Here is a 24,120-nt window from a genome sequence, read left to right as displayed (position 1 = left end):
AATTCCTGAATTCCGGTATTGAGTAGTTACTGTTAGCGATCTTTGCGAGAAAAAAAATAAATATTGTGCAGCAAATTATTAAAATAGGTACAGTCTGATATGCCTATGTTAATCATTTATGCAAATTGATTAAAGGATAGTAGACGAAACAAGCCAAACAGTAAAAACAACAGACCAAATACCAGGAAGATCCAGGCTCCAGCCTTGCCAGACTTGTTATCAATTATATATTCCCTTTTATCTGCCGGGTCGTAAACCACCGGGACCTTTTCATTTAAAGAATATAAACTGGGCCTGCTTTGCATCGCATCATAGTGGGTGGTGATCACCTCGTTTTCAAGTGTAGTGTAAGTGATCACCGGATAATAAACCGGTTTATCATCGCTGCCAGCAACCTCTATTATTTTTATCACTTCTCCCTCAGTCCAAACACCGTTCTTCATGAATTTTGCCCGCCTGATAAATTTTATTACACCGGCATAAATAGCTGTTATGCCGATAGCAATAACTACTGCACATTGATAATAAATATTATTAATGCTTACATGGGTTGAAGTATAACTTGCCGCGATAATAAGATTCAGCATACCTTACGTTTGTATAATTCCAACATTAAAAGCTTTCTCAATCGGCGCATGGTTAGCCGCCTCTATCCCCATGGATATCACCTTGCGGGTTTCCAATGGATCGATGATGCCATCTACCCAAAGCCTGGCGGCGGCGTAATATGGCGTGGTTTGGGCGTTATAGCGGTCGGTAGTTTGTTTAAGTAGTTCGGCTTCTTTTACATCATCCACCTCCTCGCCTTTTGCTTTTAAGCCGGCTGACTGCATCTGCACCAATACTTTGGCCGCCTGCGCGCCACCCATTACAGCTATTTTCGCCGATGGCCAGGCGTATATCAGCCTTGGATCATAAGCTTTGCCGCACATGGCATAGTTGCCCGCTCCGTAGGAGTTGCCTATCACAATAGTAAATTTAGGCACAACAGAATTGGCGACGGCGTTCACCATTTTAGCACCATCTTTGATGATGCCGCCATGTTCGCTGCGGCTACCTACCATAAAACCGGTTACATCCTGCAGAAACACCAGCGGAATCTTCTTTTGATTGCAATTCATAATAAAACGGGTGGCTTTATCGGCACTGTCGGAATAAATTACGCCGCCAAACTGCATCTCCCCCTTTTTTGATTTGATCACCTTACGCTGGTTGGCCACAATACCAACCGCCCAGCCATCCACCCGGCCAAGCCCGCAAATGATGGACTGGCCATAGCCAGCCTTATACTCTTCAAAATCTGAATCATCTATCAGACGGAAGATCACCTCGCGCATATCGTAGGCCTTTTCGCGGTTATCGGGTAAAATACCGTAAATGTCTTTTTCGTTCAGTTTTGGCGGAGCGGGTTTAATCCGGTCGAACCCGGCCTTATTATAATCGCCCACCTTATTCATAATGTTGCGGATAGAATCGAGGCAGGCTTTATCATTGGGGTGTTTATAGTCAGTTACACCGCTTATTTCGCATTGCGTGGTTGCACCGCCAAGGGTTTCATTATCCACATCCTCCCCTATGGCCGATTTTACCAAATATGATCCCGCCAGGAAAACCGAACCGGTACCTTCTACGATCATCGCTTCATCGCTCATGATGGGCAGGTAAGCGCCACCCGCCACGCAGGAACCCATAATAGCGGCTATCTGGATAATACCCATGCTGCTCATTTGTGCATTATTGCGGAAGATCCGACCAAAATGTTCCTTATCCGGGAAGATCTCATCCTGCAAAGGCAAATACACCCCTGCCGAATCTACCAGGTAGATGATAGGCAGCCGGTTTTCCATGGCTATCTCCTGTGCACGCAGATTTTTCTTAGCAGTTATCGGGAACCATGCACCGGCCTTTACGGTGGCATCATTAGCCACCACAACGCATTGCCTGCCGCTTACATAACCTATGCCGCAAACTACACCGCCACTTGGGCAGCCACCATGCTCGGCATACATACCATCGGCGGTAAAAGCGCCGACTTCCAGCCATGGCGCACCATCATCAAGCAGGTAGGCAATACGTTCGCGGGCAAGCATTTTGCCTTTTTCTTTTTGTTTGGCTGCGGCCTTTTCGCCACCGCCAAGGAAGATCTTTTTTAGTTTGGTGTTAAATTCGTAAACGAGTTGTTTGTTAACGTCCTCATTCTTATTAAATTCCAGATCCATACGTGCTTATAATAGGTAATCGAAAATTAGAAAAATAAACGAGAATTATATGCATGCATAATAAATCATTTATATGATAATATTTAGCGAGCCTAATTTCGCGAATTGGCCCGACCCGGAAAATAACCATAGTTTTACGGGCGTTATGATTGATATGAAGAAAATAGTACTACTTGCATTTTTCACGGCGGGCTTTGCCACTCATTCATTCGGGCAATACGTTTTTGATATCAAAGGCAAAACGATGGCGTATGCCCGGGGTTTCGAAAAGAGCGCAAAGAGCATAGTATTTGAACTAAGCAGCGACTACATCAGCGGGCAAGGAATTGGGCAACCCGAGATCTTCCGCCGCAAAGAAAAATCATTGCCCGATCTGTTGGTGTATTATTTCCCCAATACCAAAGATTCCACAATCAATTATATTCTGTACGAGTGGGATGATACCAATTTCGCTAAAAATCATGATGCAGTAAAGCAACCGGTAACAGCACTGCAACCCTACATCGACAAATACCTATCCATCCAAAAACAGGCCGAAGCGGTTTTTGGGAAAGCAGAAACAAGCGGTACCGTTAATGATGTTGCCCTGATAGAAACCGGCAGATTTAAGCGGAAAGACAATTTTTCCAAAGACGGCGTTTCCGTGGAGATGTACGTCGTGTTATCCAACAAGCAGGAAACCAACGGCATCGTCAGTATTATGCCAACGCATAGGGTGAGGATGTATGTGAGAACCAGTGAGCAGTAGGCAGTTACCCGTTTGCAGTTTTAAATTCAAGTTGGCAAAAAAAACTGCAAACTGCCCACCGCAAACTGTAAACTTTTAAGTCAAATTCCTGTCCATAAACCAAACCTCATCGGGCTTTATTTCGATCTTATCCATCAAGCTGATGAGCTCTACCGGGTCGGCAGAGGAGATTACCAATGCACGGTTGGTTGGTTTAAGGTAGCGCTGCTCTACCATTACATCCATCTGCTTTAACAGATTATCGTAAAAGCCATTGGTATTCAGGATGCCAACCGGGTGATTATGCAGCCCCAATTGCAGCCAGGTAAGCACTTCAAAAAACTCTTCCAGCGTACCAAAGCCGCCGGGCAGCATAATGATGGCGTCGCAAAGATCATTCATCAGCTGCTTGCGCTGGTGCATGTTCTCTACAATACGTAACTCAGTAATGCCGGTATGCCCTACCTCCTTATCCATCAAAAACTGCGGGATAACGCCGATAACTTTCCCGCCGCGCCCCATCACCGCATCGGCGAGTATGCCCATTACACCAACCTTACCGCCGCCGTAAACAAGCGTGATATCGCGGCTTACCATAATTTCGGCCAGTTGCTCAACTGATTGCTTTAAAACAGGGTCACCGTTAAAATTGGCGCCGCAGAATACACAGATGGATTTCATGGCGGCAAATATAAAAACTAAGGAACTATTCCAAGTTTTATATGATCTTTAGAACGGCACATTATTATCCATCAGGTTTGAAGATTTATCCATTTAAATGGCAGTTTCATCAAGCTAAATTTATCTAAATTAAATAGCCAAAAACCTTATATGAAAAAAATACTGTTTCTTTTCGCAGCGCTTACTGTAGTTTGCTTTTCTTCATTTGCGCAAAACGTTGTTAATCCAAATATCGAAACTAACGAAAGCCTTGGTACAATCATCACAAAAATCGAAACCGATAAACAATACACCGTTATAAGCTTTGAGCAGTATGCTATCCGCGATAGCGCCTGGGTAGTGCTTAATAAAGAGATTTACATTCAAACGGATATCGACAACAAACATTACGATTTTGTAAAAGCAGAAGGAATTGCTGTTGCGCCGGAAACAAGGCACACTTTTGCAAAAGCGGGCGATAAGATCGCCTTTAAGGTGTATTTTAAAAAGATACCGGTTAATGCGAAAGCAATCGACATTATTGAACATGCCGGTAAGCGCAGCGATGGCATTACTTTTTTTAACTTTTATAATGTAGACTTAACCAAATCGCACCCGGGCGAGCAAAGAGTAAAAATAACTGAAGTGGTACTGGCCCCGCCGCCAGTAAACGATCCCGAAGGTAGTTCAACGCCAATTTCTGTAGATACCAATGAGTTAACCGGGATGATGAGCACCATCGGCCCTATGTATAACGGCCTTGTAAAATCCATGATGGATGCGCAACTCGCATTCTACAAACAGCCAGGGAAATTAGCTGAGATAGCCAAACTGAATAAGCAATACTTTGATGCGCTGGTAAAAGAAGGTTTTACCTATGAACAGGCATTAAAGATAATCACTTCTGATAGTTTGTTACCGAAGGCTGCCTCGATGGGGAAGTAATTTTTAGTCAGAAAAGACGGAAAGTCCGCAGGACAGAAAAGATTTAAAACTTTTAAACCGTCTTACGGACTTTCTGACTTACGGACTTTCGGTCTATCTCGTATAATTAGGTGCTTCTTTAGTTATCGTAATATCGTGCGGATGGCTTTCGCGCATACCTGCAGCGGTGATACGTACAAATTTGGCGCGTTGCAGATCTTCGATGTTGGCTGCACCGCAATAGTGCATACCGGCACGCAAACCGCCAATGTACTGGAATATCACTTCGGCCATATTGCCTTTGAACGGTACTCGGCCTACAATACCTTCGGGTACCAGTTTGGTTACCACATCAGTTTCATCCTGAAAGTAGCGGTCTTTAGAACCCTTCGCCATGGCCTCTACCGAACCCATCCCGCGGTACGATTTAAACTTACGGCCTTCGTAAATAATCGTTTCGCCCGGTGATTCTTCCACACCGGCAAACAACGAGCCCGCCATGATAGAGCTTGCACCAGCCGCAATAGCCTTTACAATATCACCTGTTTGCTTAATACCGCCATCCGCAATTACCGGGATACCACGGCCTTCCAGCGCTTTAGCGCATTCGTAAACAGCATATAATTGCGGAACGCCCACGCCGGCAATGATACGCGTGGTGCAGATAGAACCCGGACCAATACCAACTTTTACCGCATCTGCACCAGCATCTGCAAGGGCAATGGCGGCATCGGCAGTGGCAATGTTACCAGCGATAACCTGTAAGCTTGGATAAAGCGCTTTAACCGCCTTTACCATGTCAATTACACCCTTGGAGTGGCCATGCGCGGTATCGACAGTTACCACATCCACACCGGCGTTGTATAGAGCCGTTACGCGGTCGATATTATCTGAAGCGACACCAACGGCAGCACCAACGCGTAAACGGCCGTACTGGTCTTTACACGCGTTAGGGAAATTCTTTACTTTTTGAATGTCTTTATAAGTGATGAGGCCAACCAGGGTGCCGTAAGCATTTACAACAGGTAGCTTTTCAATTTTGTTGGCTTGCAGTATATTAGCCGCCTCGGTAAGGTCGGTACCTTCCGGGGCGGTGATCAGGTTAGTTTTGGTCATTACCGCACTAACAGGAACAGTAAGGTCCTTTTGAAAGCGCAGATCGCGGTTGGTGATGATGCCTTTCAGTTTGTGTTCAGCATCAATAACCGGAATGCCGCCAATGCTGTTTTCGCGCATGATATTCACGGCGTCAGATAACAGGGCGTCTTCCAGTAAAGTAACAGGGTCCTGGATCATCCCGCTTTCCGACCGTTTTACCTTGCGCACCTCATCGGCTTGCTGTTGTATGGTCATGTTTTTGTGCAGCATACCAATACCTCCTGCCTGTGCAATGGCAATGGCAAGGCCGGCTTCGGTAACCGTATCCATCGCTGCCGATATGATAGGAATGTTTAAACGGATAGTTTTTGTTAAAAAAGTACTCGTGTTAACTTCGCGCGGTAATACTTCTGAATAAGCGGGGAGTAGTAAAACGTCGTCGTAAGTTAATCCTTCGGCAACAAATTTAGATGGGTCTAACTGCATAGCAAATAATTATTTTGGAGTTATTATTTGCCGGGCAAAGGTAGTATTAATTATGGAATTTGAGAATTTGAAAATAAGAATGATTTGAAAATGACTTTCAAATTTGAAAATTCGCAGATTTGAAGATTTGAAAATGGAGAAATTGTGATATTCAACTCATCTCATCTCCAAATATCCGCCCCCATCCTTATTTTCAAATCTTCAAATTACCAAATCTTCAAATTAATATTTCCCTACTATCACTTTATAAAAGTTCTCAAAATCCCAGTATTTATTGGCCAGGGCCTGTAGATCTTCGGCTGTGATGTTTTTCACTGTGGATGCATATCGCTCGTAGTAATCATAATCCAACCCTGCAAAATACAGGTTCTTGAATTTATCTGCATGGGAGAAAACATTCTCCAGGCTGCCTAACAACGAACCCAGCATAAAGTTGCGCACCAGCGATAGCTCTTCTTCGGGGATCAACTCTGTTTTCATCCTGTTTACTTCTTTTTCTATCTCGCTTACGGCAGAGCGGCAAACATCTGCACCAACTTCCGATGCGATAAAGAACGAACCGGTTTGTTTAAAGGAGGTCATGCCGGAGCCAATACCGTATGTATAACCTTTATCCTCGCGGATATTAGCCATCAGGCGCGAGCCAAAGTAACCACCCAGCACCGTATTCAACACCTGCACAGCCGGGAAATCCGGGTGGGTACGGTTAATAAACGGCGTGCCTATGCGTATGGCCGACTGTAGCGCCGCCGGTTTTTCGGTATAAAAGAACCGCTCTGCGGATGGTGCCAGTGGTGGCTGCATCGTATCAGCAGGAGCCGCCTGGTTGTCCCAACCGTTTTCAAAGGTTTCGCTCAATAAGTCGAGCGCGTGTTCATCTACTTTACCGGCAATTACCATAGTGCAGTTGGCTGGCTGGTACATTTGTTTAAAATGTGCCAGCAGGTCTTCGCGCTCCAGGCTTTTAAAATCTTCGGGCTCGGCAGCAAGGCCGTAAATGGTTTCGCCATTCAGCGCTTTGTTGAAGAGGCGGCGGGCAACAAAATCGTTCTTCTGCAGGCTCACCTGTAACTTTTGCTGCTGGTTGCGCACAAAAGTCTCCAGCTCCTTCTTGGGGAAAACCGAATTGGTGATGATATCTTTAATTACGGGCAGCGTGCTTGCCAAATGTTTGGTAAGCGTATATAGTGTAACCTGCGAGTAATCATAGCTATAATCTACCTGCAAAAACGCCCCATAAAAATCAATGGTATCGGCTATTTGCGCGGCGTTCATATTGGTGGTACCATCCGTAAGCATGGTATTCGCGGCCACGTTAAGCAGTGGTTTCTCCGGGTTAAAACGCAGGTTACCAAAGATCCATTCGATACGCACCAGTTCCTGATCACCAGAATTAAAGGCGTAAACATTGCATCCGTTGGCCAGTTTTTTATGCTCCGGTCTTATTAAGGTTATATTTTCTACGCCATTGAATTGTGGCGCTTGTTTTCTGTTTAAAACACTCATTATTGTTGTTTAATGAAGATATTGTTAGCTAATCGCCTCAATTATTTCTTCTGTTTTCTCCGCCAGGTAGATCAGCGTTGAAGAGTTATCTTTTCTGAATAATTTATTAGCCTGCTCTTTTATCGCAGCCGGCGTCACCGCCAGGTATTTGGCTGCTTCGTGGTTAAAATTATCAGCATCGCCCATCATTTCGTAAAAAGCCAGGTTCATGGCCTTGTCCAAAAGCGACATCTCCGAAAACACCATAGTCGATTCGGTTTTGTTCTTCACCTTGGTTAGCTCATCTGCCGGTACTTCTTCGTTCTTTAGATTTTCCAACTCCTGCCACAGGGCGGCTTCCGCCTGTTCGGTGCTTACGCCCTCAACAGGTTTACCCTGCATTACAAACATGCCTTTATCCAGGCTTTCGGTAATGTAGGCGTGTACCTCGCTAAACAAAGCCTTATCCTTAACCAAACTCTTGTAAAGCCTTGATGAATTACCGCGCGATAAGATATCCGACATCAGTTCCACCGCATGAAAACTCTCGTGCAACCTCCCCTCCATCTGGAAAGCAATATAAACATCGTTTAGCGGCACCTTGGCGGTAACAGTTTCACGACGCTCTTCCTGCTGTGGCGGCTCTACCGGTAATTCGCGGGTGTACTTCTCCCCCGCCGGTATCGGCCCAAACCATTTTTCGGCAAGCGCTTTTATATCTTCAGTTTTCACATCGCCGCCAACCACCATTACAGCGTTTTGCGGGGTGTAATGCTTTTTAAAAAATGCCTTTACATCTTCTATCCGCGCGTCCTCAATATGTTTAATGGTTTTGCCTATGGTTGCCCAGCGGTACGGATGCTCTTTATAAACCAGGGGCCTCAGCTTTAACCATACATCGCCATAAGGCTGATTCAGGTAGCGCTGCTTAAACTCCTCTATCACTACATTGCGCTGTACCTCCAGGCTTTTTTTGCTGAACGCGAGACTTAGCATCCGGTCGCTCTCCAGCCAAAAGGCGGTTTCGAGGTTTGCCGAAGGCAGGGTAATATAGTAATTGGTGATATCGTTGCTGGTGAAAGCGTTATTTTCCCCACCCACGCGTTGCAGGGGAGCATCATAGTTGGGGATGTTCACCGAGCCGCCAAACATCAGGTGCTCAAACAAGTGTGCAAAGCCGGTTTGCTCGGGATTTTCGTCGCGTGCGCCCACATCGTAAAGGATGTTGAGCACTGCCATTGGAGTGGTACTATCTTCGTGAACAATAACCCTAAGGCCATTATCCAGCGTGAACCGGTTGAATTTAACCATGTAATAACAAAATTTTAACCCGACAAATGTATAGTTTTTGTTGAGGTTGTTGCAACCGGGATTTCACCGATTTCAAAGTTTACACAGATTTGATTAGACTCGGATTACATAATGTTGCAGTTGGTGCTTTCTCGCAGCAAAGCTTAAACCTGCCCGATTATTTTTCATCCTTCTCGATGCTTTTTTTGTAAACCTATCTGATACCCTGGTGAAAAAAGTTTACAAAAGTTTACACAATTCAGGATGTTAACTTTTAAATATATTGATAATCAGATATTTGCTATTTTTCAGGGTTAACATAAAACTCATCTTTTTTTACCAGTAATTTTTCAATCCGTCCCTGCTTAAAAAAGGCGAACAATGGGCAAAAAAGTTTTTATAGATTTATATTTCTAAATCGGCTATCATGTGTTGCTCATGTCATAATTATGAAAAGAATTAAGCCTTATGTAATTGCGTCAATATTTATAATAATTATCGGACTGGTTGTTAGGGGCCATCTCGTAGAAAAAAACTATGAATTTAACGGCTTAATACAGAAAATAACATACGAAGAGCCTAAGCATACTCCCACGATAAAAGTTAACGGTGAGTACTACACGTTTGTGTATAATAACAGGACTTTACTTGATAGTGTAAAAGTAGGAGACAGGGCTGTGAAATTACAGGGAGAAAATGAGATACAAGTTTTCAGCAAAAAGAAATAATCCTATTTATAATCGTATCCAGCCATGCTCAGCCAAGACGAACTCATACAGGAACTTTACAAAACCTTTGGCAAAACCAAAATTGCGAAGCTGACGGCTATTGTAAACGAGCAGGCTTTAAATGTGGATGATTTGATAGACCTCACCTTCCATGCTGATAAAACCCTTGGCTTTAGGGCCATGTGGTTGCTTGATAGTGTAATGCTGAGCGATATAACCCGCTACTCGGCAAACCTTAAATACTTTCTTTCGAGGATAAAGGAAGTGAACAACGAAAGTTGCAAGCGCCACTACGCACGCATTATGATGTTTATGACCGACCTAAAGGCACCGGATGTTGTTAAAGAACGGCTAAACGAAATTGATTTGGAAGATACCGTAGAACAATTTTTCGATTGGCTGATACACCCTAAAGTAAAACCCGCTGTAAAAATATTTGCTGCGGATGCCCTGTTTAACCTGAGCGAACGTTACGATTGGATAGCAGAGGAACTGGCCAACCAAATGGAGTTCCTGATGCAAACGAGCGGGCCTGCCATACAGGTAAGGGGAAAGAAATTACTGGCGGCGCTGGGAAGATAGTTGGCAGTGGGCGGTTGCCAGTGGGCAGTTCTTTTTTATTTACAGTGGGCAGTTTGCAATATTTTAACTGCTAACTGCCCATTGCAAACTGTCAACTACTCCACCGGCCTGTCGCTGCCGTGTAAGTTGGTGCTAACCTGGTTGTGGTGCAATTTTGCTGATATAGCCGATGAGCTATCATCCGCATAAGTACCGTAGGCATTTATCAGGATGCCCTTCAGGTTGTATTTTGTTGAACTGATAGCATAAACAATAGACATATCTGATGGGTTGCTTTGTCCTTCGAAACGGTAAAATTCGTCTATCTCGAAGTCGTCGGCAGTCATGTGTATATCTTTAGATTTATCATCTATGGTGTCGCCTTCCAGGCTAAGGTTGGCATCGTATCCGCGTTTGGTGAGGTCGTTAGTGGCATCCACTAAGGTTTCAAAGTTTTTCATGCTAATTATAATTTTTGGCTGTGATAATTGCTTATATCTACTAAACCACCAAGGCAGGCTGTTGTTTTTTATTTTAAATGCGGAGTAAGATTTATTTTTGTAGAACACCGTCAATCGCTAATACCCCATTAGAAAAATAACCATACCAGTCCCTGCAAAAAACAAAAGCGGCGGGGTTTAAGGCCCGCCGCTTTTTGAACTATAAACGAAAACTGATCTTAAGTACGCTTACTTATTGAGCTTTAGCTGCCCACAATGCCGCGTTTAAATGCAGCGCGGGGTGCGAAGTATAGCCTGATGGTACATCGCCGCTCCAGCCGTTGAACAGGTTGTCGCCGGTATCGCCGGTTCCATCGTCAGATGGTGAGCTATCACCTATAAAGAAAACTCTGCCTGTGCCATAAGTGGCTAATAACGCCATTGCATTGGCGGTACCACCGTTAGTGGCGCTGTTTCTCCAAAACAAACCCTGTACCGTTGCATTGGTAGCCGGAGTAAGGTTTGCTGTTGCCCCATTGTAAAATGCCAGTTTAGATGCGGTGCCTGCGGCACCATTCAGTACAATGGCCGCGTTGGCGTTAGCACCGGTGTACACGTTGGTTGACGGCCCTTCGCTGATATCAACATAGTTTACAGTAAAACCGAAAGGATTGTTGTTGTTGATGCCATTATTTGTCATCAGATCGTTCCAAACACGTGGCGAATCGTAGCCATCGCCATCACGGTCAGACGGGTTGTAGCCATTAGCATCGGTACCTCCGGTAGTAGCAGCTGTATGATCTGCAACCATAACCAGGCCGCCGCCGTTTGATACGAAGGTCATGATAGCTGTTTTTTCTGCCGCGGTGAATAAACGGTTTGGCTCTATCACCACATACACATCATAGTTGCTCAGATCCTGTGGGTTTGAGCCGTTACCGTAAGTAAGTGCCGTACCAACAGGCAGGGTTTCTACCAGCTCACCTTTTTTAACCAATTCAACCGCCCAGGCAGACATTGCGCCTTTCCAGTAGTTTTCTGCTGTAGTTGAAGTGATGCCAGTATATGATGGTGTTGGATAGCGTTGTGCTTTAGTTTCAACGGTAGTACCACCGGTGTACATCGGCACATTCTCGGTACCGTCGGCATCTATCTGCCAATCGGCGCTGCCCGCATTTTCCAGGTGACTGGCATCAAACAGGAATTTCTTGCCTGTAAGTACCGTACCGCCGCCGCCGCCCGCGTTATCATTCACGGTGATATCGTCGATATTGATACGGTCGGCACCGCCGCTTAGTTTGCGGATCTCTAAACGCACCGTACCACTAACTGCAAAGGTGAACGTTTGGGTTACAAGTGTTGTGCCGGTGGTAACGTTACTGCCGGCCTGTGTCCAGCTGCTGCCGCTGTTTGTAGAGTAAAACAGGCCCCAGGTGCTGTTGCCATCGGTACCGTAAGTAGCGTGTTTAACGGTAACACTGCTGATGCCGGTTGTTAAATTGTACAGCATGGTAATTTTACCAGTGTTGCGGATCCTTGCCGACCATGAACCCGCCTTCTTATCAGCGGCAAGATTACCAATTAAGGCATCGTACAAATTCCACGAATTGCCCGAGAGCGTAACATTGTCGCCGCTTGATGAGCCGGTTGGCGATACATCATAAGCCGTTTTAGGGCTGGTTGCGCCAACTTCAAAACCCTGGGTGAGCGTTACAGCGTCTGTTTTCAGTGTGCCCACGGTTTCTACCGCCGGAACATCCGCTTTTAGGTTTTCCGACTTTTGGCAGCCAGCTGACAACAAACCAACAACCGCAATTGAGAGTAGCGGCAATTTTAATTTAGAGAAATAATTCATAAGTGTTTTGTAGGTAAGTGAGTATTAGTTAAGTAATAATTAATTATACGTTCAAAGTTGGTGCTTATGTTTCAGATATTTATGCACATTGTATTACCTTATTGTTAATAAATTATTTATTGGATTACACCGATTTTGGGATGATTACACCGATTTATTTGATGCCACTGATTTTTCGACAAAAAAAAGCCGCTCTTGCGGGCGGCTTCATACTCCTTACTAACTCTTGGGCTATTTCTTATACACTTCCACGCTCCAATCGCTGCCGCTGCCAATTTTATAGGTATCGGCAAAGCTGCCCATGTTTAGTGCGAAGGATAATTGCAGCAGGCTATTAAGGTAAGCCAATGGTTTGCCTTCGGGTACATCGCCAAAGGTACGGCTGTAGGGTGCCTCTCCTCCGTAAACCTGTTTGCCTTTATTGAAGATCTTAAAATGCAGTATATCGCCGAATTTGGGGTTAAGCTTAGCCACCAGGTCATCGTTTATATCCGTCCAGATGTTGCCGTATTGTACGTCGTGTACATCTATGGTGCCTTTTAACACACCATTCATAAAAGTAGAGCGCTGGTATGGGATCATCACTACCTGTTTAGGCAATAGCTTACCTACCTGCTGATAGGTGATTACCTTTGAGGCCAGTCGTGCTGCCGTATAAACGTAAACATCGCGGCCATGGAAGGTGTATGATTTTCCTGATTCTTTGCGGCGGTTAACAGCCTCATCTATTTCCCGCACTTCGGCAATGCCAAAGGCCTCGGCAACGTGGGTGAGCGTACCGTTATCGGGCGTTACAATGAACTGCCCGGTTTTTGTCTTTAGCACAATGGATTTGCGCGATGTACCCACGCCCGGGTCTACCACCGATACGAACACCGTGCCTTTTGGATAATAATTGATGGTTTGATACAGGCGATACGATGCTTCCCAGATGTTGTAATTGGGGATCTCGTGCGTAAGATCGAAGATCTTTAAGCCGGGCGAAACGCCCATAGCTACGCCCTTCATGGCCGAAACCGCCCCGTCTTTTAAGCCGAAATCGGTTTGGAGGACAATGATGTTGTTTTGGGCTGATGCGCGGTTGAAACTAAACAGCAATAAAAGGAGAGTGAATGATCTGAATAGGCTCATGGTAAATTACAATGCAGCAATTTACATAAAGGAATTAAAACAAAGGGTATCACGAGGCAAGGAAAATTGAGCTTAACGTCCCCACTTGCAAAGTATGCAGCCATGCAAAACGGTTTGGCAAACTGGCTACTTTATGATGGGGTGTTGAAACAAGTTCAACATGATCAGGGTGTTTTACTCCGATGCCTCTTCGCCCTTTTCGCTTAACTCTACAATATCGCCTTCTGTAAACAAAATAGCTTGCAGGGAATCTAGCTTATATCACCTCATTAATGCTCATTTCCCTTATTTCTTTAGAAACATTAGGCCGGCCGTTTTTGAATGCTTTGCGGGGCGTTAAACCCAGCAATTCAAACATCGCCATATCTTCATCAAAAGATGGGTTTGGCGTAGTTAACAATTTCTCACCGGCAAAGATGGAATTTGCGCCTGCCATAAAGCAGAATGCCTGTTCTAAAGTGCTCATCTCAGTACGGCCTGCTGAAAGCCTTACCACGGTTTTCGGCATCACGATGCGGGCTGTTGCTATCATCCTTACCATATCCCAAACAGAAACGCGGGGCTGATCTGCCAAAGGCGTACCTTTTACCGGCACCAGCGCGTTGATAGGCACCGATTCGGGGTGCTTTGGCATATTCGATAGCGTTTTCAGCATCGAGATCCTGTCGGCAACGGTTTCGCCCAGGCCGATGATGCCACCGCTGCATACCGAGATCTTCGCTTTACGCACATGCTCTAATGTTTGCAGGCGATCATCGTAGGTACGGGTGGTGATAATCCGCTTATAGTCGTCTTCAGAGGTATCTAAATTGTGGTTATAGGCATACAGACCTGCGTCGGCTAATCGTTGCGCCTGCGATTCGGTAAGCATTCCCAGCGTGCAGCAAACCTCCATATCCAGCGAGTTTACGGCCTTCACCATATCTATCACCTTGTCGAAATCGCGGTTATCGCGCACTTCGCGCCAGGCAGCGCCCATGCAAAGGCGACTCGCGCCACCGTTCTTTGCTTTCTGAGCTGCGGCCAAAACTTCTTCCTTTGGCATAATGGCGTGTACATCCACACCCGTATTATAACGTGCGGCTTGTGGGCAATAAGCGCAATCCTCGGGGCAGCCACCGGTTTTTATCGAGATCAGCGAGCTGATCTGCACCTCGGAGTAATCCTTGTTTTCACGGTGAATGCTTGCCGCCCGGTAAACCAGGTCGAGCAAGGGTGAGTTGTATATTTCGGCTATTTCGTCGTGTGTCCAGTTGTATCGTACTTCAGTCATCTCTATGTAGGTATTTTGATGGGGCAAATTTATAATAAAATTTATTTTGCTTTAACTATGCAGTAAAAACTTACTTGCCAGCCACAGCGGCAGTAAAAAACCGGCGCAGTCAGTAAAGGTTGTGATAATGATGGATGATGCCACGGCAGGGTCTATCCCCACCCTTTTTAGCACCAGCGGGATGGATGCACCCGTTAAACCGGCTATCACCAAATTACCGGTCATGGCCAGGAATAATACCAGCCCCAATAAAGGGTCCGCATCGTAAAACATCGCGATAGCAAAAACAATGAGGCCATTAGCAGCGCCGTTTAACAGCCCAACCAAAAATTCTTTTAATACGGTATTGTATGCCTGGGCATCGCTCAGGTCGCTCAGCGAGATCCTGCGAACGGTAACCGCTAAGGATTGCGTGGCGGCGTTACCGCCCATACCCGCAATAATGGTCATGTAAGCGGCTATCTGCGGTAATTGCGATACTGTGCTATCAAAATGCCTGATGATGGATGCGGCAAGGTATGCCGTACCCAGGTTGATCACCAGCCAGGGCAGGCGGCTTTTTACGGCTTCCTTCCAGTTACCGCTCAACTCCTCATCTTCAGATACACCGGAGATCTTCAAGATATCCTCGGTGCTCTCCTGCTCCATTACGTCGATGATGTCATCAACCGTAACGCGGCCCAGTAGTTTCATATTATCGTCCACCACGGGAATGGTAGTGAGGTTATATTGCGAGATCAGGCCGGCAACATCCTCCTGGTCGAGATCGGCCTTAACGTAAACAAAATCGCGCACTACCAGGTCGCGTACACGCGCATCGTGGCGGGCTTTGATGATAGATTTGATAGACAGGATCCCCTGCAATATATCGTCATCATCCACCACGTAAATGGTGTAAAACTCCTCCATCTCTTCCGATTGGCGGATGATCTCGTCAAGCGCTTCTTTTTTATCGAGGTTGATATTCACCTTGATGATCTCGGAGTTCATCAAACCGCCCGCCGTATCTTCGTCGTACTTTAAAAGCGCGCGGATGTTGTGGGCATCTTCCTGGTCGATATCCTGTAGAATTTCGTGCTGTTCATGCTCTTCCAGCTGCGAAATAATATCCGTAGCATCGTCATAATCCAGCTCCTCTACAATGTCCGACCGTTTGTCGGGATGCATGTTCAGCAACAGGTCCTCCGGGTGCGATTCTTCGGTCATTTCGGAAAGAACTTCCGAAGCGATATCAGCAGGCAGCAAATTTATGATGCGCTCCTTGGCCTCCTGCGGCAACTTTTCAAACAGGATAGCTATTTCAGAGGCGTGGTACTCCTGCAGAACCACCTCTAAACCAGCATCATCCCCTTCAAGCGCGGTTTTAATGCGCAGCAGGTCCGATTTATCTATTTCAAAAGATTGCATATGGAGGCAAATTAGGCAAAATTGCCGAGTAATAGCGTCTTAAAAGCGCAATTTAGAAACGTTTTAGGGCGTTACCCTCCGTCGGTTGAAACCGGCGGTAATGAAGTGGCAAAGAGTTTTGATCGCCCCCGGAACAAAATAGCAAATCAATCTTGTGAATCCTAAAGTCCCTAAATCGTGTATTAGCCGCTGTAATTATAAACCACCTTCACTCCTGTTTGTTTATTTAGTTTGCTCATCACCTGCTCTACCTGAGTTTTGCGGATGGAGAATTTGATATTGCAATTTAGTTCTGATGTTTGTTCCAATACCTGTAATTGCTCTTCTTTAATGATGCGCATCACATCGTTCATCTGCGGATACTCGAAGGTGATGGTATAAATATCGTTTACGGTTTTATTAATAATCTCGGCTTGTTCCAATGCGGCTTCGGTAGTGAGTTTATAGGCGTTTATCAAGCCGGGAACGCCTAACAGTGTGCCGCCAAAATAGCGCACTACTACTACCAGTACATTGGTGATATTTTTGGATAGCAGTGTATTCAATATTGGCCTGCCCGCAGTGCCGGAGGGTTCGCCATCATCGTTCACACGGAAGACGGAGCGATCTATACCAAGGCGTATCGCCCAGCAATGATGGTTGGCTTTTGGGTGTTCGGCCTTTAGTTTGGCTACGATGGATTTAATATCAGCATCCGAACCGATGGGATAAGCGTAGCCCAGGAATTTACTGCCACGGTCGCGAAAGATGCCCTCCGCTGGTTGGGCAATGGTTTTGTACGTATCGTCGAAAAGCATTTAATTTTGCGAAAGGGTAATAACAATTATAGCAGTTAGCGCTAAAGCGATGCCAATTTTATTAAGTAGGCTCAGGCGCTCTTTAAACACCACCAGGCCAACTACGGCACCGGCTGTAATAACGCCGATATTCATAGCGGAGAATACGGACGAAGGACTTGCCGATAATTGCTGGTGCGCCTTGAGATAAAACAGGATATTGCCAAAATTGGCCACCCCGATGATCCACCCGAACATTACATGCGGCCAGGAAATGCGCGCCCCCTTGGTTACTACCCGGAAGATCAACGCTATCAGTGCGATAATAAATGCCAGGATAAAAATAACGAATAGCGAGGTAGTATAGGCAACTTCTTTATGAGCGGCGACCTGCTTAAACAGGATATCTATCGCCCCAAAACCAAAGAAAACAATAAGCAGGTAAAACCATGCGTTACTAAGCACCTTACGGTTTGCCGTTTGCTTTTGCCAGGGGATAGAGCACAGTATAGCCGCGAAACCGATGAAGATACCTATAATTTTCATGGACGTTAATGGCTCCTTAAAAAGCCAGAACGCTGCCACCAGCGGGATCAATAGCGATAGGCGCTGCGCGATATCGGTACGCACAATGCCTGCCACCCTTACTGATGAAGCCATGATCATAAATATTACCGGAAGTAAAATACCTACCGCGATATAGATGGGTACGGGGCCGGTCTGTAGCGCGGTAAGATCTAATTTGGGCCTAAAAAAGAACCAGGTGAGCAAAATAGCCACCGGGTAATTCCAGGTGATGGCTTGCGAAATATCAATACTGTAGCGCCTTGCCAGTTTTAATAAAACCGACACGATAACACTGCAGCACACACTCAGGAAAACGTATAACATTAGCTTTTAGGCTTATTATAAAACACTTGTAATTGGTCGCCACCTACAGGGTATTGCCCGCCGTTCTGACCGATTATTTTTGGTGCGGGTATGCCATTGGTTAAAACATCCGCCCCGGTAAAAATACGTGCTTCGTCCCACAATCCATCTTTTATAAATGAGTTTAGGGTACGGGCACCGCCCTCTATAATAACCGACTGGATATCCTGCAAATACAACTGGTACATCATGTACTGCGGCACATACCTGTCGAAATCTTCCAGGGCGATGTATTTTATTTTTCCGTCAATATCGGTTTTAATTTCGTTAAAAATCAAAGTTTCAACCGCCTGGTCGAAGATGTTAAGATCAGGTGACAATTCCAGCCTCCTGTCAATCACCACGCGCTTCGGCGATCTGCCTTCGGCGTAGCGCGTATTCAGTTGCGGGTTATCGGCCAGCACAGTATTCTTGCCTACCAAAATGGCATCTTCTTCGGCACGCCACTGGTGCACTAGTTTGCGCGCGTCGGGGCCGGTTATCCAATGCTGGCTGCCATCTGCCGGCGCAAAAAAGCCATCAACAGTTTGCGCCCATTTCAGGATGATATAGGGCCGGTGCTTTTGCACGCGGGTAAAAAAACGGCGGTTCAGCCATCGGCATTCCTCTTCCATCACGCCGACGGTTACGTCTACCCCAACGGCTATCAGCTTTTCTATCCCTTTACCATCCACCTGCGGGAAGGGATCGCGGGTGCCCACAACTACTCTCGGGATATGGTGTTTGATGATGAGATCGGCACAGGGCGGCGTTTTGCCATAATGCGCGCAGGGCTCGAGCGATACGTAAATAATGGCGTTTTCAAACAGCTCTGCAGAGTTATCATACTTGTTTATCACCATATTAACCGCGTTCACTTCCGCATGGGCTTCACCATATTTTTGATGGTACCCCTCGCCTATTATTTTGTCGTTGTGCACAATTACCGCGCCTACCATCGGGTTCGGGCTTACATGGCCCGCGCCCAAAGCGGCAAGCTCCAGGCAGCGGTGCATATATATTTGGTGTTGCGGCATGGTACAAAAGTAGGTTTTATGTTACTTTGTTGCATGAAAACTATTAAGGATGTGTTCCTCAATTTTCACCAGGTACTTGATGGGCTTTACGGCGCGCAGGAAACCGAAGCGATAACCCTAATGGTGCTCAGCGAAATAACGGATCTATCAAGAGCAAAAATAAAAGCCTTTCCCGAAGATGATGCCCCGGCGGAAGCAGTAGGAAAACTCGGCAACATCCTCGAAGAGTTAAAAACCGGCAAACCCGTACAGTACATTTTGGGCAGTACCGAATTTTACGGGTTAACATTTTTGGTGAACCCGGCTGTATTGATACCCCGGCCAGAAACGGAGGAATTGGTGGAATGGGCGTTGGAAAGCGTAAAGCTGAAAGCTGAAAGCAGAAAGCCGCTATCAATTTTGGATATTGGCACTGGCAGCGGTTGCATCGCCATCAGCCTAAAAAAGAATTTGCCCGGTGCTGACGTTACAGCGCTGGATATTTCTGCCGAAGCTTTGCAAACGGCGAGGCAAAACGCCGTGATAAACGGGGTGGAAGTGGATTTTGTACAGGACGACATCTTAAACCACTCACTACTCACCACTCACTACTCACTAATTATTAGCAATCCCCCCTACGTTACCCTGCACGATAAAACCCTGATGCACACCAACGTAACCGATTTTGAACCACACTCGGCCTTGTTTGTACCCGAGCAGGAACCGCTGCTGTTTTACAAAGCCATCACCAATTTTGCTGTTGAACATCTGGTACCAGGCGGCTTGCTTTTCTTCGAGATAAACGAAGCCTTTGGTAAAGAAACAGTTGAACTATTAAGCGATAAGGGTTTTATTAATATTGAGTTACGGAAGGATATGAGCGGCAGGGATAGGATGATAAAGGCATTTAAAATTTAAAAATGTCATTGCGGGCGAAGCGCGGCAACCTCATAGGACGAGCGGACGCACTGAGCCGAATTGCATATCCGAATGTCCCTATGAGATTGCTTCGTGCCTCGCAATGACACGGTGGCGATCAACGGTTCAGTTACGCGGATGAAACCCGATTATCGTACTTTTCAGATACTCCCTATCCAAATGCGTATAGATCTCTGTTGTGGTGATGCTCTCATGCCCAAGCATTTCCTGCACGGCGCGCAGATCTGCACCGCCTTCTACCAGGTGAGTAGCAAAAGAATGGCGAAAAGTGTGCGGACTGATCTTCTTTTTTAAACCGACGGTCGCCGCCAGATCTTTGATCATTAAAAACACATAAACGCGGCTTAGCCTGCTGCCCCGGCGGTTAAGAAAAACCAGGTCTTCCTCGCCTTTTTTAATGGGGATATGCACCCGCACAAACTCTATCCAAATTTTTAGTGCGCGGATGGCCTCGCCGCCAATAGGTACCAAACGTTCCTTGCTGCCTTTGCCTGTAACTTTTATAAATTCAATTTCGGTATAGAGGTTGGAGATTTTCAGTTCGGTTAATTCGGATACGCGGAGACCACAGCCATAGAGTACCTCCAGCATGGCTTTGTTGCGGGTGCCTTCGGGTTTGGAGAGGTCGATAGCGCCGATGAGCAGGTTGATTTCATCCACGCTCAGGGTATCGGGCAGCTTGCGTTGGATCTTGGGTGTCTCCAGCAATTCAGAGGGATCAGCAGCAATATAATCCTCCATCAGCAGGAATTTATAAAATGCCTTGATGCCCGAAATAATGCGCGATTGAGTGGAGGGGATCATACCTAATTCGTTCACCCAGGCAATAAACCGGCGCAAATCGTGTAAAGAAAAATCTTTAGGTGATTTTTTATTTAATTGTGAATCAGCATATTGATATAGTTTATCTAAATCTCTGCTATAAGCCTCGATAGAATTACCGGCCAAACTCCTTTCCAGTTTCAGGTAAGCTTTAAATCCTTTTATTGCCGCAGCCCAGTTCAATAGATTTTAGTTTTGATGATTTATACCTAAGTTTGAAACAAATGAATATACAAATTATAAACGGCCCAAATTTAAACCTGCTCGGCGTTCGCGAAAAATCTATTTACGGCAGCGCCAGCTTTGAGGACTATTTAACCGAGTTGCAAAAGCATTTTACAAACATCAGCATTAGTTATTACCAAAGTAATGTTGAGGGTGAATTAATAAACAAGCTGCACGAAGTTGGCTTTAGCTACGATGGTATTGTGATAAACGCCGGTGCCTATACCCATACCTCTATTGCCATTGCCGATGCCATTGCGGCTATTAATACGCCGGTGATAGAAGTGCATATCTCCAACGTTTACAAGCGCGAGGAATTCAGGCATACCTCTATGCTGGCAAGCAATTGCAAAGGAGTTATAGCCGGGTTCGGAATGCACTCGTACAGACTGGCTATTGAGAGTTTCCTGATTTAAGAAGATAAATCCGAAATCGAACATCCGAAATCCGAAATTGTTAATGAAAGTACTGAAAATAGCTGTTCCTCTCCTGTTCATATTAGTATTATTTACAGCGGATAGCTTTGGCCAAACCGCAAAAAAGGGTAAAAAGCTAAGCGTGCGCGATTCGCTGAGGCAAACCATCCTCAGGCGCGATTCGATGATGCGGAGCCTTAAAAAATCCGATACCTCCATCAACGGCCTGCTGCAAAAGATAGAATATTACACCTCGTCCTTCAACCAGATAAAAACCAGCCTCTCGCGTAATATCGATACGGTGGACATTAGCGCTAAGCTGCCATCTTTTGAAAAACGTGTGGGAATGATCAAAACCCTGATTGATAACGACCGCAGCAGTACCCTGCGCTACCTTTATGCCATCCGCGATATCCTTACCCGCAGCGATGATCAGCTTGATATATGGCAGGAACGCCTTGCTGTCATCAACTCCAAACTCGTTCAAAACCAAAACGAGCTTTCGGCAATGGGCAAAGATTCTTCGCTTAAAATGGTGCCCGCAGATAGCGCCCTCGCAACATCTTTCCTCATTCAAAAAATAGCTATCGATAGCAAATACAAAAGGCTGGATAGCAACAACAAAAAGCTGTTACTTAAAATTGGCTCGCTGCAAAACAGGGCCACATCGGTATACATTGCGCTGATTGACCTGCGCGACCAGATAGACCTGAAGATCCGCGAGTTTAGCATCTCCGCCCTGTCTGACGAGAACAACAGCATTTGGGAGATGGATGCCAATACGGAGAGCACCTTTAAAACGGCACTCAGTAAAACGGTTAACATGAATACGCGGCTGTTAACTTTTTTCGCCGCCCGAGATCCGCTTATTCACTTTGCAGGCGTATTGGTGCTGATACTTTTTTACACCTGGATCTATTCCAACCGGCGCAAGCTGCTGCGGATAAAAGAATCGCCGCACACGGTTTTCAGCCATGCTAAATACGTGTCGTTCTACCCGGTAGTATCGGCCATGATCGTTGCCTTCGCCATTGTGCCCAACTTTTACGACCATCCGCCGGTGGTGGTGCTGGAGATCTTTTTCACGGTGCTCATTGCTTCTATTTTGTACCTGGTGAGGAAAACCTGTCCGCAACAGCTATTTAAGTATCTCGCACTATTATTCTGCCTTACATGTGTTTATAGCTTCAGTAATCTATTTGTAGAGGTAAGCAATACTGATAGGGTTATTGTATTATTGCTGGCATTGGCTACCACCTTTATCACTGTTCGTTTTTACAGGATAGTAAAAAGCGCGCCTGACGATTACCTGCCGCATACCAAAACCATCCTGCGCATCTTCATCATCCTGTTAGTGATTTCCGCTCTTTGTAATATTTTCGGGCGGGTAACGCTATCAAAAATCATTGGTGTTACGGCCGTGTATAATCTATGGCTGGCGCTGGGCATGTACTACCTGGTGCAGATTATTATGCAAAGCCTTTTTATGCAGCTGGAAGCCAACAAGAACAGCAACAACCTCAGCTCCTTCATTGATTTTAAAATGCTGCAAACAAAATTCCGCAGTATTTTAACGGTGCTGGCCAGTTTGCTCTGGCTTATCATGCTCACCCAAAACCTGAGCGTTGAGGACGCCGTTTTTGATTACATTCAAAAATTCCTCACCGAAAGCCGCAGTCTTGGTGGTACCAATACGCAGTTCACATTCCAGAGCATTATCATATTCATCGCCGTGATATGGCTGTCGTCCGTAGCGGCCAAGATCATCAGCTACCTGTACGATGTTGCCGGTAAAAGCGGCACGGATATCGATGTGCTGAAAAAGAAAAACCGCACCTCTACCCTGCTCATTAAGCTCGCGGTGTTTGCCGTTGGCTTTTTATTAGCAGTTACGGCTTCGGGCTTCCCGCTGGATAAGATCACTATTATCATCAGTGCCTTTGGCATAGGTATCGGTTTTGGCTTGCAGAATATTGTGAACAACCTGGTATCGGGCTTGATACTGGCTTTTGAGAAACCGATACAGATAGGCGATATTATTGAGGTAGACGGCCGCAGTGGCACCATAATGGAGATCGGTATCCGCAGCAGCAAAATTGCGACCGCCGACGGCGCAGAAGTGATCATCCCCAATGGCGACCTGATAGCTCACCACGTAATTAACTGGACACTAAGCAACAGCAACCGCCGTATAGAACTCATTATCGGCGTAGCTTACGGTTCGGATATTGAAAAGGTAAAAACACTGCTCACCAACCTGCTTTGTAACCACACCGATATTATGGAAGATCCTGCCCCGCTGGTGTTTGTGCATAATCTTAATCAAAGCTCGGTAGATTTCAGGCTATTGTTCTGGGCGGCAGATATCAATACCTGGCTTTCGTTAAAGAGCCGCATCCTGTCGGATATTTACACTACTTTCGCTAAAGAAGGCATAGAGATACCGTTCCCGCAGCAGGATATTCATATAAAGATGGATAACGTAGTGGCGGAAACCGCCAGTAAAAACACCAAGCCACCGGGCGATGAAGCGCAGCCTACCGATACCAACGTAACAGATACCTTGATATAATTTATTAAGCTTCGGTAATGGATTCTTGCCTTTGTTGGTGTTGTCACCATAGCCGTTAACTTAAGGGAATTTGGAAAGTTATTTTCAGAATGTCATTCAGACGGGGCTTCGCCTTTGGGCAAAACCACTTAGATTTTCCCATATTTGTATAGTTTTATTTT

General features: G+C 45.8%; 22 protein-coding genes. 7 read left to right on the top strand and 15 right to left on the bottom strand.

Annotated elements, in window-relative coordinates; all coding sequences use genetic code 11:
- Nucleotides 1–116 precede the first annotated feature (116 nt).
- Both IDJ77_RS18550 and IDJ77_RS18545 read right to left on the bottom strand, forming a co-directional pair.
- Nucleotides 117–587 (bottom strand): DUF3592 domain-containing protein, encoded by a 471-nt coding sequence (locus IDJ77_RS18550; protein ID WP_191190486.1) that lies wholly within the window; start codon nucleotides 585–587, stop codon nucleotides 117–119.
- A 3-nt stretch (nucleotides 588–590) separates the two neighbouring features.
- Nucleotides 591–2,219 (bottom strand): acyl-CoA carboxylase subunit beta, encoded by a 1,629-nt coding sequence (locus IDJ77_RS18545; RefSeq protein WP_191190485.1) that lies wholly within the window; start codon nucleotides 2,217–2,219, stop codon nucleotides 591–593.
- Nucleotides 2,220–2,292: 73 nt separating this feature from the next.
- On the opposite strand from IDJ77_RS18545, the gene IDJ77_RS18540 reads away from it, so the two are divergent.
- The gene (locus tag IDJ77_RS18540; RefSeq protein WP_191190484.1) at nucleotides 2,293–2,967 is read left to right on the top strand and encodes a hypothetical protein; all 675 of its coding nucleotides are present in this window, start codon (nucleotides 2,293–2,295) and stop codon (nucleotides 2,965–2,967) included.
- A 75-nt stretch (nucleotides 2,968–3,042) separates the two neighbouring features.
- Here IDJ77_RS18540 and IDJ77_RS18535 read toward each other — a convergent pair whose 3' ends face one another.
- Complete coding sequence (locus IDJ77_RS18535; RefSeq protein WP_191190483.1) at nucleotides 3,043–3,627, bottom strand: LOG family protein; 585 nt, start codon at nucleotides 3,625–3,627, stop codon at nucleotides 3,043–3,045.
- Nucleotides 3,628–3,777: 150 nt separating this feature from the next.
- On the opposite strand from IDJ77_RS18535, the gene IDJ77_RS18530 reads away from it, so the two are divergent.
- Nucleotides 3,778–4,551 carry a hypothetical protein gene (locus tag IDJ77_RS18530; RefSeq protein ID WP_191190482.1) on the top strand — a complete coding sequence of 258 codons (774 nt, stop codon included), beginning with the start codon at nucleotides 3,778–3,780 and terminating at the stop codon, nucleotides 4,549–4,551.
- Between the two features lie 93 nt (nucleotides 4,552–4,644).
- On the opposite strand, the gene guaB is transcribed toward IDJ77_RS18530, so the two are convergent.
- The 3 genes from guaB to IDJ77_RS18515 form a co-directional block, all read right to left on the bottom strand.
- Nucleotides 4,645–6,114 carry an IMP dehydrogenase gene (gene guaB, locus IDJ77_RS18525; RefSeq protein WP_191190481.1) on the bottom strand — a complete coding sequence of 490 codons (1,470 nt, stop codon included), beginning with the start codon at nucleotides 6,112–6,114 and terminating at the stop codon, nucleotides 4,645–4,647.
- A gap of 222 nt (nucleotides 6,115–6,336) precedes the next feature.
- The gene (locus IDJ77_RS18520; protein ID WP_191190480.1) at nucleotides 6,337–7,620 is read right to left on the bottom strand and encodes a M16 family metallopeptidase; all 1,284 of its coding nucleotides are present in this window, start codon (nucleotides 7,618–7,620) and stop codon (nucleotides 6,337–6,339) included.
- A gap of 24 nt (nucleotides 7,621–7,644) precedes the next feature.
- The gene (locus IDJ77_RS18515) at nucleotides 7,645–8,910 is read right to left on the bottom strand and encodes a M16 family metallopeptidase (RefSeq protein ID WP_191190479.1); all 1,266 of its coding nucleotides are present in this window, start codon (nucleotides 8,908–8,910) and stop codon (nucleotides 7,645–7,647) included.
- Nucleotides 8,911–9,338: 428 nt separating this feature from the next.
- On the opposite strand from IDJ77_RS18515, the gene IDJ77_RS18510 reads away from it, so the two are divergent.
- Nucleotides 9,339–9,617, top strand: coding sequence for a hypothetical protein (locus IDJ77_RS18510; protein ID WP_191190478.1), 279 nt, complete (start codon nucleotides 9,339–9,341; stop codon nucleotides 9,615–9,617).
- Between the two features lie 24 nt (nucleotides 9,618–9,641).
- Entirely contained in the window at nucleotides 9,642–10,199 is a 558-nt protein-coding gene (locus IDJ77_RS18505; RefSeq protein WP_191190477.1) for a hypothetical protein, read from the top strand.
- A gap of 95 nt (nucleotides 10,200–10,294) precedes the next feature.
- Here IDJ77_RS18505 and IDJ77_RS18500 read toward each other — a convergent pair whose 3' ends face one another.
- From IDJ77_RS18500 to ribD, 8 genes are all read right to left on the bottom strand, one after another.
- Nucleotides 10,295–10,639 carry a phosphoribosylpyrophosphate synthetase gene (locus tag IDJ77_RS18500; protein WP_191190476.1) on the bottom strand — a complete coding sequence of 115 codons (345 nt, stop codon included), beginning with the start codon at nucleotides 10,637–10,639 and terminating at the stop codon, nucleotides 10,295–10,297.
- 232 nt (nucleotides 10,640–10,871) lie between these two features.
- A complete protein-coding gene (locus tag IDJ77_RS18495; RefSeq protein WP_224751159.1) occupies nucleotides 10,872–12,473 on the bottom strand; it encodes a hypothetical protein in 1,602 nt (533 codons plus the stop codon).
- Between the two features lie 231 nt (nucleotides 12,474–12,704).
- A complete protein-coding gene (locus IDJ77_RS18490; RefSeq protein ID WP_191190475.1) occupies nucleotides 12,705–13,604 on the bottom strand; it encodes an SAM hydrolase/SAM-dependent halogenase family protein in 900 nt (299 codons plus the stop codon).
- Between the two features lie 256 nt (nucleotides 13,605–13,860).
- Nucleotides 13,861–14,877, bottom strand: a complete 1,017-nt coding sequence (gene bioB, locus IDJ77_RS18485) for a biotin synthase BioB (protein WP_191190474.1) — start codon at nucleotides 14,875–14,877, stop codon at nucleotides 13,861–13,863.
- A 51-nt stretch (nucleotides 14,878–14,928) separates the two neighbouring features.
- Nucleotides 14,929–16,284, bottom strand: a complete 1,356-nt coding sequence (gene mgtE, locus IDJ77_RS18480; protein WP_191190473.1) for a magnesium transporter — start codon at nucleotides 16,282–16,284, stop codon at nucleotides 14,929–14,931.
- Nucleotides 16,285–16,466: 182 nt separating this feature from the next.
- Complete coding sequence (locus IDJ77_RS18475; RefSeq protein ID WP_191190472.1) at nucleotides 16,467–17,081, bottom strand: IMPACT family protein; 615 nt, start codon at nucleotides 17,079–17,081, stop codon at nucleotides 16,467–16,469.
- Nucleotides 17,082–17,951 (bottom strand): DMT family transporter, encoded by an 870-nt coding sequence (locus IDJ77_RS18470; RefSeq protein ID WP_191190471.1) that lies wholly within the window; start codon nucleotides 17,949–17,951, stop codon nucleotides 17,082–17,084.
- Nucleotides 17,951–19,006, bottom strand: coding sequence for a bifunctional diaminohydroxyphosphoribosylaminopyrimidine deaminase/5-amino-6-(5-phosphoribosylamino)uracil reductase RibD (gene ribD, locus IDJ77_RS18465; protein WP_191190470.1), 1,056 nt, complete (start codon nucleotides 19,004–19,006; stop codon nucleotides 17,951–17,953). The genes IDJ77_RS18470 and ribD overlap by 1 nt, the downstream gene beginning before the upstream one ends.
- Nucleotides 19,007–19,039: 33 nt before the next feature.
- Between ribD and prmC the strand changes: the two genes are divergently transcribed.
- Nucleotides 19,040–19,903, top strand: a complete 864-nt coding sequence (gene prmC, locus IDJ77_RS18460) for a peptide chain release factor N(5)-glutamine methyltransferase (protein ID WP_191190469.1) — start codon at nucleotides 19,040–19,042, stop codon at nucleotides 19,901–19,903.
- 126 nt (nucleotides 19,904–20,029) lie between these two features.
- On the opposite strand, the gene xerD is transcribed toward prmC, so the two are convergent.
- Nucleotides 20,030–20,929 (bottom strand): site-specific tyrosine recombinase XerD, encoded by a 900-nt coding sequence (gene xerD / locus IDJ77_RS18455; RefSeq protein WP_191190468.1) that lies wholly within the window; start codon nucleotides 20,927–20,929, stop codon nucleotides 20,030–20,032.
- A gap of 41 nt (nucleotides 20,930–20,970) precedes the next feature.
- Between xerD and aroQ the strand changes: the two genes are divergently transcribed.
- A complete protein-coding gene (aroQ, locus tag IDJ77_RS18450) occupies nucleotides 20,971–21,387 on the top strand; it encodes a type II 3-dehydroquinate dehydratase (RefSeq protein ID WP_191190467.1) in 417 nt (138 codons plus the stop codon).
- 43 nt (nucleotides 21,388–21,430) lie between these two features.
- On the top strand, nucleotides 21,431–23,959 hold the full coding sequence (locus IDJ77_RS18445; RefSeq protein ID WP_191190466.1) for a mechanosensitive ion channel family protein: 2,529 nt from the start codon (nucleotides 21,431–21,433) through the stop codon (nucleotides 23,957–23,959).
- Nucleotides 23,960–24,120: the final 161 nt, after the last annotated feature.

Origin of the sequence: Mucilaginibacter pankratovii (assembly GCF_014773265.1) — a bacterium.
Classification (GTDB): domain Bacteria; phylum Bacteroidota; class Bacteroidia; order Sphingobacteriales; family Sphingobacteriaceae; genus Mucilaginibacter; species Mucilaginibacter pankratovii.
The sequence above is the reverse complement of the archived record's forward strand: the minus strand, read 5'-3'. Positions and strand labels throughout refer to the sequence as shown.